At 52.2% G+C, this 12373-nt stretch carries 9 protein-coding genes; 6 read left to right on the forward strand and 3 right to left on the reverse strand.

Going from position 1 to position 12373, the window contains the following annotated elements; all coding sequences use genetic code 11:
• Window positions 1-101: 101 nt before the first annotated feature.
• From EKM84_RS11690 to EKM84_RS11700, 3 genes are all read right to left on the reverse strand, one after another.
• Window positions 102-1013, reverse strand: a complete 912-nt coding sequence (locus tag EKM84_RS11690; protein WP_125765934.1) for a proline-specific peptidase family protein — start codon at window positions 1011-1013, stop codon at window positions 102-104.
• A 1049-nt stretch (window positions 1014-2062) separates the two neighbouring features.
• On the reverse strand, window positions 2063-4507 hold the full coding sequence (locus EKM84_RS11695) for a Xaa-Pro dipeptidyl-peptidase (protein ID WP_125765935.1): 2445 nt from the start codon (window positions 4505-4507) through the stop codon (window positions 2063-2065).
• A 600-nt stretch (window positions 4508-5107) separates the two neighbouring features.
• Window positions 5108-6499, reverse strand: a complete 1392-nt coding sequence (locus EKM84_RS11700) for an APC family permease (RefSeq protein ID WP_125765936.1) — start codon at window positions 6497-6499, stop codon at window positions 5108-5110.
• Window positions 6500-7215: 716 nt separating this feature from the next.
• Here EKM84_RS11700 and EKM84_RS11705 point away from each other — a divergent pair.
• The 6 genes from EKM84_RS11705 to EKM84_RS11730 all read left to right on the forward strand — a co-directional run bounded on the left by EKM84_RS11705 (window position 7216) and on the right by EKM84_RS11730 (window position 12230).
• Window positions 7216-8436: an RNA-guided endonuclease InsQ/TnpB family protein gene (locus EKM84_RS11705; protein ID WP_125765937.1), complete on the forward strand. Its 1221-nt coding sequence runs from the start codon at window positions 7216-7218 to the stop codon at window positions 8434-8436.
• Window positions 8437-8601: 165 nt separating this feature from the next.
• Complete coding sequence (locus EKM84_RS11710; protein WP_125765938.1) at window positions 8602-9024, forward strand: bis(5'-nucleosyl)-tetraphosphatase; 423 nt, start codon at window positions 8602-8604, stop codon at window positions 9022-9024.
• Window positions 9014-9589 (forward strand): nucleoside/nucleotide kinase family protein, encoded by a 576-nt coding sequence (locus EKM84_RS11715; RefSeq protein ID WP_125765939.1) that lies wholly within the window; start codon window positions 9014-9016, stop codon window positions 9587-9589. Before EKM84_RS11710 ends, EKM84_RS11715 begins: the two co-directional genes overlap by 11 nt.
• Before the next feature lie 591 nt (window positions 9590-10180).
• On the forward strand, window positions 10181-10639 hold the full coding sequence (locus tag EKM84_RS11720; protein WP_125765940.1) for a Fur family transcriptional regulator: 459 nt from the start codon (window positions 10181-10183) through the stop codon (window positions 10637-10639).
• 74 nt (window positions 10640-10713) lie between these two features.
• Complete coding sequence (locus EKM84_RS11725; RefSeq protein ID WP_125765941.1) at window positions 10714-11241, forward strand: hypothetical protein; 528 nt, start codon at window positions 10714-10716, stop codon at window positions 11239-11241.
• A gap of 20 nt (window positions 11242-11261) precedes the next feature.
• Window positions 11262-12230 (forward strand): DUF6681 family protein, encoded by a 969-nt coding sequence (locus EKM84_RS11730; RefSeq protein ID WP_125765942.1) that lies wholly within the window; start codon window positions 11262-11264, stop codon window positions 12228-12230.
• Window positions 12231-12373 lie beyond the last annotated feature (143 nt).

Consider the following 12373-nt stretch of genomic DNA (forward strand, 5'->3'; position numbering starts at 1 on the left):
ATTTCAGAGCAGTGAGTAGTCAGTAATGGCTACTCACTGCTTTTTTGTTGCAGACAAAAATCCCGTCTAATCAGGGATTAGAGCGGGATTTTTCAGCAAACTTAAGCGTTAAAGTTATCGGATTCCACGTCGCGGATGAACGTTGCCAAGTGATCGTAGTAAACCGGTGCGTTGTCGATCATGTGGTGATGGCCACCTTCAGGCGTTGTCACGAAGCGAGAGTGGGGGATGAGTTCCGCCATCTTCTTACCCGTGGCAATTGGCATGGTTTCGTGTTCCCCAAAGGTCAACAGGGTTGGAACCTTGATTTCCTTCAGGTGTTCACGGAAGTTCCATTCCTTCAGCTTGCCCTTGATGACAAATTCGTTGTCACCCTGGAAGGCGCCGTAAACGTCGGTTGCCATGGTGCTGATCAGGTGAGAAATGGCAGCGGGTTTCTTGCGGTCCACGTAGCCGTCGTTTAAGATGTCGACGTAGCTTTGGTACTTGGCGTCGTCGTAGTTCCCATCTTTTTCAACTTGCTTCATGTAGGCCACTTGGTCAGCCGTCAAAACCGTTTCCCGGATATGGTTGATGCTTTCAACGTATTCGTCGATGTTATCAACCATGGAGGAAATGATGGCACCCTTTAAATGTTGGCCATACTTAGCAGCGTACATTTGAACCAAGGCGCCACCCCATGATTGGCCAATCAGGTAGAACTTGTCGATGCCCAGCTTTTGCCGAACTTCTTCAACTTCATCCAAGAAGTAATCGTAAGTCAGGTACTTCTTAGCCGTTTCGGGGTCGCTATAGTCGGGTTGATCGGAGTACCAAGAACCCAGTTGGTCGTACATGTGGACCTGAACGTTCAGGCCTTGGGCGGCTAATTGTTTGGCAGTGTCTTCCCAGTATTCATGGTTGCCACCAGGGCCACCGTGTAAGGCGAGCAGGTGGATGTCACCAGTGCCTTGGGTGTTGGTCCAAAGGTGGTAACCGTTGTCTAAGGTGATAATCGTGGTGCCTTGTTTCATGAGAGATTCCCCCGTTTCTAATGAGTTATTAATAGTTTATCACTAACGGCGTCATTTCTAAACACCCAACCTTCTTTGCTGGTTAAACTTGCCGTTGTTGGCGCCTCCGGGCTGGTGAAAATGGGAGCGGAACGCTGTGGGGAGGACGCCCCGAGCCAAAGGGCGGTCTCGGGACTTGCTTTGAGCCTCAAGGAGCGAGTCTCAAAGTCACCATGACCTGAGGAGAACCCTCAGGTCATCCCGCGGCTGGCCCCATTTTCACCAGCCCTGCGGCTCACACTAGTTTAACCAGCATTCGGTGTGTCCCTCGTGGTTGGACTCAGTGGGTGGCAACTGGGTCTGGTTATTTCCGTTCTCGGCGGCGAGCTCAAGGTGCCCTGTTATGGGGCCGGTTTCAGCCTGAGGAACGGGATTCCACCTTACCTTTGAGCCAAAAAGCGGTCTCAAAGGTTGTCCCATGCTCTAAGCTGAGTGAGGGACCTCAGCTTAGAGCATCGACACAGCTGGTCACTTTGATCCGCCTCTGGTCACTCCCACGACCGGCCCAGTTTTCCCAGCCCTGCGGCTCACACGAGTCTAACCAGCATTCGGCGTGCTTTTCGTGGTTAGACTCAGTGGGTGGTGTCTTATTGGTCAAAGGGCAGGTGGCGGGATGTACCAATCCGAAGTGAGAGCGATTTTTACCTGTCCTATGAGGGGGGCAGGACACTCTAAGGTACTAAAAAGAGCAAACGTCATTGGCGTTTGCTCTTTTAGCATTATAGATAATTAGCGGATAAGTTAATGTGAACGTGAACAACCACGTCCAACATCCCTTCCATACCAGCAACAACGGCCAGTGTGAGTGACCAGAGGTGGGGCAACTTGCTCAGCTGTGTCGGTGGCCTTGGCTGAAGTCTCTCATTCAGCCTAGTCCACGGGACGAGCTTTGAGACCGCTTTTCAGGCTCAAAGTCGAGCTGGAAGCCCGCCCCTCAGGCTGGAAGCGACCCCACAGCAGGGCTGGTTGAGCCCACCGTCGGGAACGCAAAACCAATCCCGAACACTAGCCTAGTTTTCTGGTAGGAATGGCAGGTGCAGGGCGGAATTGCCGAGCTGGATGGAGTACTGCAAGTCCTGGTTCCCACGCACGGTCATGCCGAAGTCAGTGGCGTAGATGACCAAGCCCAGTTGGTGACCCGCCAGCAGCCGGTAGTGCGTTGGTTGCAGCGTCACACTGAGGTCGTAGAATTCGTTGGCCTTCAGTTCGTCGACGTGGTAGGCGTTGGTCCGGTTTTGCAGGTTACGGTGACCCTTGGTGATCATCTTAAATGGCGTGGTTGCAGCCGGCTTGAATTCACGCAGGTCGTCCTCACGCCAACGGTAACCCTCGTCCAGAGCCTTGCGCGCCAGGATGGTTGGTGAGACGCCGAGGCGTTTGGCATCCCCGTAGTCCACCAGTTGGAAGCTCAGCATCCCGACCGGCTGGTTCACGGCCACGCGTAGGTCAACAGTCGGCTTCCCATCTAACAGGAGGTCGTCGGTCAAGACGGCTGACTTAAAGATTAACCGGTGATTGAACATGTCGTTGTGTTTGTCACCCAGCAAATCAGTTTGCCACTGATCGATATGGTGGGTGTATTTGTTAAATTGTTCAACGGGTAACTGGTCGTTGAAACTCGTGGCGTAGGCCAGGGGAGCGTGGGTGCTTTGGTCGACCAGCTCATCGGCCTGCAGGTTAAAGCTGCGGGTCGGGTTGGTTGGCGCATCCCAGTCTTCGTAGGCGTGCCACGTTTCCGGCTGAACGTTGTCCTGGATAATCACGTTTGGCAACAGCGTTTCCGCTTGGTTGTCGATGCCTAGGAGTTCGTGGGTCAACCAGAGATTGACGATGTCCGTGTAGTCAATGGAGCGAAAGGCATTGATATAAATGTGTTGGCCTTGGTGCAGAATCAGCTTCTTGGTGACGGGCAGGTCGCGCACGGCGTTCCAAAGGTTGTTGACGTTGCGTGGCTTAACATTCCAGTCATTCAGGCCGTGGACTAACAGGAGGTCCGCCTTGATATTCTTGGCGTTCTTCAGGTAGTTGCGCGCGTCCCAGAAGGTATTGTAGTTCCCGGTCGAGCGGTCTTGTCCCTGGGTAATGGCGGCCAGGTCGGCTTGCCATTTGGCCTGAATCCGGTGATAGTCCCCAGCCTGAAGCTGACGGCTAAACGTTTCCTCGGCCAGCACGTCGGCGTCTTCACCAGGGAAGCCATCGGGCGCGATGACCAGCCCGCCGTCGCGGTAGTAATCGTACCAGTTGGAAATGGCGGCCTCGGAAATGACCGTCTTGAGGCCTTCAACACCGGTGGTCGCTGCGGCTGTGGCCAGGGTTCCTAAGTAGGAACGGCCGGTCATGGCAACGGCGTGATTGCTCCACCAAGCGGGAATGGCCTGGGTAGCGGCGCGGCTGGTAAAGGCCGTCCGGTTGCCGGCCAACCATTCGATGATGGCAATGGTCGAGGTCGTTTCCTCAGGGTCACCGGTCGTACGGACGCCGTCGGAATCCAGTGTCCCGATACCAGCGGCGTAAACCACGGCGAATCCGCGGGCCAGGAAGTAGTCATTCAACGTGTAGGACTGTTCCCGGGCAAAGGTCTGCGCGGCTTCCTTGGTCGTAGCGGTCACGGCGCGGGGAGCGGGCAGTGGCGTGTCGTCCGGTTGGGCGGTCACGTCAGCCAGCGTGAAATCGTTGGGCTGTTTTGGTTGCAGCGGGACGTTCACGTTGTGCATCATTTGGTCACCGGCTTCGTCGTTGGTGCCCTGGTTGTAGGGACTGGCGGTGTAGAGCACGGGGACCTTTAAACCGGCCTCCGTTTCGGCCGGACGGATCACCTCGGCCTTTAACAGGTCGCGTTTGCCGTCGTGGTCGGTGTCTTGGGGACTTTCCACGTAAACGACTTCGCGAATCAAGTTGGTCGTATCAAAGACGGCTTGGGACTTCCCGTTAAAAATCAGGGGCTTGTCGACGTGGGCGTCGTGAACGAAGGGGTCAAAGTAGCCCTTCGTGGTCAGGTGGTCCAGAAAGCTCTGGCCGTTCTTGGTGTGCGTCGTCAGGAGCAGGTACCAGGCCTGCTTGAGTTCGTCCAAGGTGAAGTCCGCACCGGCGTGGTCGGCCACGGGCAGTTGCATCTTGGCCATGGCGGCTAAGGGGTCGCTCAGCTTAAAGTCGAGGTCGACGGCAAATTCCAGCCGCTGTAGGGCCAGGTTGTAGAAGACCGTGACGGGAACGTTGTCGTGGTTGCTGAGAAAGTCCAGCCCATCGGTGTCGGGCGTCGCCATCAGATTACTGAGCTGTTGGGAAACGGCGTCGGGCGTGGTAAATTCGGGCCAGCTCCGGTCATAGAAGTTGCAGAGCAGTTGGCTCGGGGTGGTGAGTTTTTCCGTTTGTTCGTTTAAGAAATGGATTCGTTGAAGTTCGTCTAGGGCCTGAGCAGGTGCTGTGGGCCGAATGGCAAATTGTTGGTTACGCATAAATATCGCCTACCTTATCAATTTTAAAAATCAACGTAACTGTGGTTGGAACTTTAAACAGTGTTTTATATAGCGCCTCCGGGCTGGTGAAAACTGGGCCTGGTCGCGTCCGTTCCCGGCGGCGAGCTCAAGGCGCCCTGCTGTGGGGTCGGTTCCAGCCTGAGAAGCGGGCTTCCACCTCAACTTTGAGCCGAAGAGCGGTCTCAAAGGTTGCCCCATGGGCTAGGCTGGGAAAATACCCCAGCCTAGCCCATCGACACAGCCGGTCACCTTGGCTCGCCTCTGGTCACTTCCGCGACTGGCCTATTTTCACCAGCCCTGCGGCTAACACTGGTTTAAGTGCCAACGAGTGGGTGGATAAAATGGTTAATGTTGGTGCTCAAGGGTTACAGTGGATTGACTGTCCTAACTTCTGGGGTGGCACATGATTTTTAAGCTAGAAGTCGGGATGAAACAGTTACATTGTAGTAAGTGTAACGCAAAGATTAATTGTTGGAACATTAAATAAATGGGGAAACCAATCAGCGGGTTGAACGAATGTGAGCCGCAAGTATGCTGAAGACCGCCAAACCGGCCCGTTTTCAGCATCCTAGAGGCGAATCATTCCTCGTTCAACCGGCTGTGACGAATGCCGTAGCTAAAGTAGATGACCAGACCCAGTGCGAACCAGATCGATGAGGCAATCCAGGTTTCTGCGGGGAGTTGGAGCATCATGTAGAAGCACAGCAGGCCCGAGATGATGGGCAACACTGGGTAGAACGGTACCTTGAAGCCCGTGTTGTGGGGCATTTCTGGCAAATGGCGCAGCCGGAGAATCCCGAATGACACGAACAGGAAGGCAACCAACGTCCCGATGTTAACCAGGTTGGTCAGCTGCGCCAGAGGCACGAAGCCACCTAGCAAAGCAATTACGATGGTAATCACGGCCAGACTGTGTTTAGGCGTGCCCGTCTTGTCGTCGATTTTGCCTAAGAATTTTGGCAACAGGCCGTCACGTCCGACCGAGTAGATCAGCCGTGAGGAACTGTAGATCATGGTGACCATCATGGTAAACATCCCCGCCAGCGCGCCCAGTGAAATGATACCGGACGTCCAATTTTGGTGAACCAACGTGAGCGCAAAGGCCACGGGGTCCGCGACGTTGAGCTTGGTGTAGTGAACCATCCCGGTCAGCACGATGGCGACCAGCATGTAGAGCACGGTGGCTACGATGAGCGTGCCGATAATCCCAATGGGCATGTTCTTCTTGGGGTTCTTCACTTCCGCAGCCGAGGCGGAGACCACGTCAAAGCCCAGGTAGGCGAAGAATACGGTCGAGGCCCCCCGCAGAATCCCTTTGGAGCCAAATGGGGCGAACGGTTGCCAGTTGCTAGGCTTCACGTAGAAGACACCGACGACCACAAATAAAATGATAATGGCAATCTTGACGATGACAATCGTGTTGTTGATCCGCATGGACTCGCGCATCCCCCGATTTAACAGCCAGCTGATGAAGAAAACCACCAGGATGGCAATCAGGTTGCCGTATGTGCCCCCGGCCGGATTGTAGGGGCCACTGATGGCGTTGGGCAAGTTGAGTCCGAAGCCAGCCAAGAAGGATTTAAAATAGGCCCCAAAGGCGTTGGCCACGGCGGCCACGGCCAGCACGTATTCTAGAATCAACGCCCAGCCCAGAATCCAGCCGATGATTTCGCCGAAGACCAGGTTACCGTATGAATAGGCGGACCCGGCGACCGGCAAAACGGAGGCAAATTCGGCGTAGCACATGGCGGCCGTGGAACAGACGATGGCGGCAATCAGAAAGGATAAAACGATGCCGGGCCCACTGTACTGAGCGGCGATGGTGCCGGGGAGAATGAAGATCCCGGTCCCAATCACAGCCCCAATGCCGAGTGACATCAGATCCTTTGCCGTCATTGTTTTGGCAAAGTGCTGGTCACTCTTTAAGTAATTATCTAAGCGTTCGCGACGAAATATTCGCGCAAGTCCCATAAAAAGCCTCCTTATGTCGTTGAACCTGTTTGGTTTAGGTGGTTAAATGGCGGTTGGCAGCGCCTTACCGGTCAGCTCAAATGGGCCGGAACGCGGTGGGGAGGACGCCCCGAGCCTGAGAAGCGGTCTCGGGACTTGCTTTGAGCCGCGAAAGGCACGTCTCAAAGTCACCATTCTCTGAGGAGAATCCCACGGCTGAGCCCATTTGAGCTGACCTCACGGCTGACATGGTGGTTGACCTAAACCGTTCAGTGGTTTCCCGTCCTGTGGTTGATTGGCTGACTTGAATTGAAAATGAGTGTTCGTAGGATTATTCATCAAAAGCTAACTTCATTTAGCCCAACCAGCGAAAACCACCTAAACCAAAACTTTCCTTATATAATGATGATACACATTGTCGCGCGCAGTTTCAGCCTTTTTTGTGATTAATTTGGTGGGCTGCGGCTGCCATTCGCGATGATGTCTGGGATAGTGTACCGTGGAATTAAATTAAAAGTCAATGAGAGTAAGCGGTTGTTTTTGAGAAAGTCGGGTTTATTTTACCCATTTTGAGTAGTTTCGATTTAAAATAGAAGGAGTTTATTAAAGACTAAGCAAAAAACCTGCGATTTTAATCGCGGGATGAATGCCAGAACTTAGTAATCTTTTTTGAAACATACGTTCCCCTGGGGAGCTAAACATGGTATACTTAACCCAATCTACAGGGGAGGTATCCATTGGTTAAGTTAGGGCGGACAATCAAGCTGAGACTCTATCCAGACACGAATCAAGCAGAACAATTTCTAGCAATGAGTCAAGAGTATCAACGATTAGCTAATATTGTCAGTCAATGGGTTTTTGACCATGAGTTTCAGTTAAGCTGGTTAAAAATCAATCACCATCTATACAAAATATTCAGACAAGAATCACCGCTCAACAGTCAAATGGTCCAATCCGTTTTTCGGACAGTAGTAGCTCGCTACAAGACAGTTCAAGAACAGATGAAACAGCATCCTTACCGTTACCAGAACGAAGAAAAAAAGTGGGTTCAAGTTCCTAGAGACCTGAACTGGTTGGTGAACCCCATTCAGTTTCGTCGGCCACAAGCAGACTTGGTCCGTCAGAGTAATTATTCTTTTGTAGATGATATGCGACAAATCTCAATAACTACTCTAGGTAAACGAACTAAGTTGAGGTTCACTGATAAAGGATTCGAGAAGTACTTCACCGACGACTGGAAACTGGGTACCGCTAAGCTGGTCCACACCCAGGGTAAGTGGTTTCTACACATCGGCATCACAAAGGAAGTTAACGATTTCGATGCCAAAGATAATCCAAAAGTTGTGGGAATTGATCGTGGATTACGTTTCCTAGCGACTGCCTTTGATAGTGAAGGAAAGACGCTATTCTTTGATGGTCAAAAAATCTTACGTAAGCGGAAGAAGTTCCTAGAGATCCGTCGGCAACTACAGAAGAAAGGTACCAAGTCTGCTAAGAAAAAGTTGAAACGACTAGCGCAACGAGAGAACCGCTGGATGACCGATCTGAATCATTGGCTAGCTAAGACACTCGTTGCACGATACGGTTCGCATACACTTTTTGTCCTGGAAGACTTAACCAATGTGACATTCAATACTGATGATTTGCCTAAGTCTTTGCGTAACAGCCATCGTTCTTGGTCGTTTTTTCAGCTAGAATCATTCTTAACGTACAAGGCTCAGGCTATTCAAAGCACCGTTGTGAAGGTGAATCCGGCATTCACTTCGCAGAGATGTCCGAAGTGTGGCCTAGTTGAGAAGACTAATCGTCATCACGAAACTCACGAGTATTGGTGCGCTCAATGTCAGTATCGTTGTAATGATGATCGATTAGGAGCCATGAATATTGAGATGCTTGGTCGCGATTGGTTAAGCGGTGTCAAACGACCAAAGATAAAAAAACTAACAGCTATTGGGTAAACCTAGTAGTTAAACGGGTAGCTGTCAATTACCCGATGATGTTGCCACTACGAGTAGGAGTGTCTTAACAGGGCATGTTGGACTACTGTGTCGCCAGACACGTGAGCGACAAGTCTCTGAATTCATTCAGGGGCAATTGACTTAATTCCGAGGGGGCAATGCAACATGATTACCGAAAATGCTAGCGGCGCGGTCGTTTACCGGCTCGTCGACAATCAAATCCAATATTTACTGTTAAAGAGTGCCACCAGTAACTTCTGGGGCTTTCCCAAGGGTCACGTCGAGGGGGATGAAACGGATCTTCAGACGGCCGTCCGTGAAATTAAAGAAGAAACCAGTTTAGTCGTCGCCATCAATCCCGAGTTCCACGCCGACTTGGACTACGACATGAAGAACGGCCATCACAAACACGTGGTCCTGTACACGTCGCTGGTGCCAGCCGATAGTGAAATCAAGCGGCAGGTTGAAGAAATCAGTGAATTTGGCTGGTTCGACTACAAAATTGCCCGCGAACGCCTGAGCTATGACAACTTAAAGGGCTTGTTAGACCAAGCCAACACGTACTTGGAGGACCAGCATGCCGAATAAAGTTTTGGTGATCACCGGCGCAACGGGCACTGGCAAGACCACGGTTCAAGATTATTTGGTGGCCCACTATCCCGTCACCAAGGTCATCACCCACACGACGCGGCCACCGCGCCAGGGTGAGGTCGATGGCGTCGACTACTATTTTGAAACGGAAGCCAGCTTCCCCAAGAACCATTACCTGGAATCCGTGACGTACGCCGGTTACCACTACGGCTCCTCACGGGAGGGCCTGGCCCGCGGTTTTGAACGCGCCCCATTTGACGCCATCGTGCTAGACAGCAAGGGTGCCATCACCTACGCCGAAGAGCTGGGTGACCAGGCCGTCATCATTTTCCTCACGGTTAGCGAGTCTACCAAGCTGGCCCACCGGTTGAGCAAACGGGGCGATGATGAAGAAATGATGGCCCAGCGCTTAGCCAGTCCGGAGTACCGCCGCGACCTGACCATGCCGCTGGCACTGCGGGGCAAAGCCATTCAGCTAAACAACGACGACTGGCAACAGACCCAGGTGAAGCTGGATGAGTTGATGACGCGGTTGCGACAGGGAGAGACGGCTGATAGTTGAGTTTCCCAGTAAATATGATAAACTAACAGGGAATTCGGGTTTACACTGAGTTTTAAGTCGCCTTACCGGGTGGGCAAAATGGACCGGAACGCTGTGGGGAGGACGCCCCGAGCCAAAGAGCGGTCTCGAAGCTCGCTTTGAACCTCAAAGGGCGAGTTTCAAAGTCGCCATTTCTAACGCGAGCCGCGTTAGAAATCCCACGGCTGAGTCAGTTTTTCTCGTCCTCACGGCTGACACTGGTTTAAACCGAATTGGCTGTTAGGCTTATCGGTTGGGTTTGTATTGGCTGGTGAGTTTGAACTGGAAGTATTCGGTTCGTGAACTGAGCACGGGCGACTATATTAATTTGGAAAACAACATTTAAGTTTAGAGATTAAGTCATTGAGAGTTTCTGGGGCTGAGCGGTTAGTGAAAATTACCGCACCCTGTCAGTGACTAGAGGCGGGCCAACTTGACCAGCTGAAAGCCCGCCCCACAGGCTGAAAGCGACCCCACAGCAGGGCAGGTTGAGCCCGCCGTCGGGAACGACCAGCCCACGCACACCAAATCGTTTATTTTCGCAAAACCAGAGAAAGAAGGAGGTTGGGCACTATGGCAGAATCGTTAACCACCGCCGTCGCCATTTTAAAGAAGAACAAACTGAAGATGACCAAGCAACGGCACGCTCTCTTGGAGTTCCTGCTGACGAACCAAGCCCACTACACCGACGTGGTGACCGTGGATGCTTACATGCGGACCGAGTTTCCGGGGATGAGCCACAACACGGTTTACCGTAACCTCAAGGAGTTCGAAGAGGTTGGCATCGTTGAGCAAAACACGGAACAGGAACGGGTACGGGTCAAGTATCAGTGTGACCTGCATCACCAACACCATCATCATTTTGTGTGTCAAAATTGTGGTAAGGTGATTGAATTACAGATGTGCCCGATGGACTTTTTCACAGATCAATTACCGGGTTGTGAAATCGCCGGGCATAGCTTCGAGCTGTACGGCCTGTGCGCTGACTGCAAGGCGGCCGGTGTTCAGGAAGCAGACTTAGTGAAAAATTAAGATAAATTTGAAAGATTTTTGAGTTTCCTATGCGACAATAGTCGTAATTAGGCAAAACGAAGGAGGAATGACGCATGGGGTATCGCACACCACCCTTGATTACGCCGTTCGCAATTGTCTCAATGGCGCTGGCCTTGGGGGCAACTAACGTGGTGACAAACACGGTGACGAAGACCAATGAAGGCGCCACGCGGGTGTCGAACACCAGCTCATCACTGGTCAACAATCTGTCGTCGAGTGATTCGAAGAAAAAGGCTAGTGACGACAGTAAGAAGAAGGATTCTGACTCCTCTAAGAGCAGTTCCGATAGCAGTGATTCCTCATCGAAGGACGAGTCATCCACGGACACGGAAAGTTCCTCGGCCAAGAAGACCTCTTCGACCGAGTCCAGCACCGCAGAGAACACAGGTGGTCACACAACTGGGACAACCGGGACCACGAATTCTAAAAAGAAGAAGACCTCATCGAGCGCCGTTAGCTCTTCAGCGACTACTGAAGAGAGTTCCACGAACGATGCCGATACGGCTAATGACACAACTGACAATACCGACACGGCTGGCCAAACGACTAATGGCACGACCAATGACGGCACCAATCAATAACGAAGGAAGGGGGACCGATAATGCTTAGTTTCCTTGATATGGTTAACCATTATTTAGGCTACATCAACGTCAACGCCAAAATTAAAAACCGCATCTATGTGATCATTGGTGCGTTGGGTGACCTCTACCTGTTCTACATCGCGGTTCGTTACCTGCAAAACGGCCATCCGTTCTGGGGCTTACTGATCTTACTGGTAGCTATCATTCTCTTGTACTTTGTCTACCTGAACACTATCTATTATTTTACCGAGAAGACGGCCCCGTTCGACATCTCGCCTAAGATTGAAAAGATGCTGCACATGAAGCCCAAGGAAGCCGAAGAGGACGCTGCCAAAACGGCGGTCCGCGGCGGTCGGAACATTCCGGCCAACGGTTACTTTGATGAAAAGAAGATTCTGCCCGGGAAGCTGACCATGAGTGGCATGGACGCCCGCAACGTTCAGAATCTCGCCACGCAACTCCAACAGAATCAGCTGTTACAGCTGGATTACTCCGGGTTGGGTGACCGCGAAATCATGGAACAGACGCGCCAAAACGGCAAACCCGTTTACGCCTCTGGCCCTGGCACCCTGATTCCCTACTTCGACATGCAAACGGAAGGCAACCAACTGGTCGTCTACGCCGGCATCAACCAAGCGGAGAAGCAACGGGTCGGGGTGGTCAGCACGGTCGGCTTACAAAATGTGGCCGATGTGCGTGACCAGTTCGAACTGTATTTAGCCAACGCCACACTGGTTGGGGGCCCCTTCAAGGTCTTAGGCCGCACGTCTCTGATCGAGCAGCCGGGTGACTTCCAGGTGGCGGTCCAACTGGCCTACAAGCACAGTGACCACACCACGACGAGCACCTACGACCGGGGCTACGGTCAAGCCACCACGACGCCAACGCAGACGACCACCAGTCGCCGCGCCCGTTATGACCATGACCAACCCACGCCGACCAACAACGATGATGAACCGATGACCAGAACGTCGCGGTACCATCACTAAGTTAGGCGACCGGTAAAACTAAAATGAACCAACAAAAATCAACCGACCCGGATTGGGCAGGTTGATTTTTATATGAAATAAAAGAATATTTGAGCGCACTAAACCATAACGCTCGAATCAGCGAAAAAATTCTAGTATACTAG

Source organism: Levilactobacillus mulengensis (assembly GCF_003946045.1).
GTDB classification, from domain to species: Bacteria; Bacillota; Bacilli; order Lactobacillales; family Lactobacillaceae; genus Levilactobacillus; species Levilactobacillus mulengensis.

Bases quoted from the DNA above. Each gene is read 5' to 3' on its own strand.
- EKM84_RS11695 (WP_125765935.1), bottom strand. From the start codon at position 4,507: ATGCGTAACCAACAATTTGCCATTCGGCCCACAGCACCTGCTCAGGCC.
- EKM84_RS11730 (WP_125765942.1), top strand. From the start codon at position 11,262: ATGCTTAGTTTCCTTGATATGGTTAACCATTATTTAGGCTACATCAAC.
- EKM84_RS11690 (WP_125765934.1), bottom strand. From the start codon at position 1,013: ATGAAACAAGGCACCACGATTATCACCTTAGACAACGGTTACCACCTT.
- EKM84_RS11725 (WP_125765941.1), top strand. From the start codon at position 10,714: ATGGGGTATCGCACACCACCCTTGATTACGCCGTTCGCAATTGTCTCA.
- EKM84_RS11715 (WP_125765939.1), top strand. From the start codon at position 9,014: ATGCCGAATAAAGTTTTGGTGATCACCGGCGCAACGGGCACTGGCAAG.
- EKM84_RS11720 (WP_125765940.1), top strand. From the start codon at position 10,181: ATGGCAGAATCGTTAACCACCGCCGTCGCCATTTTAAAGAAGAACAAA.
- EKM84_RS11710 (WP_125765938.1), top strand. From the start codon at position 8,602: ATGATTACCGAAAATGCTAGCGGCGCGGTCGTTTACCGGCTCGTCGAC.
- EKM84_RS11700 (WP_125765936.1), bottom strand. From the start codon at position 6,499: ATGGGACTTGCGCGAATATTTCGTCGCGAACGCTTAGATAATTACTTA.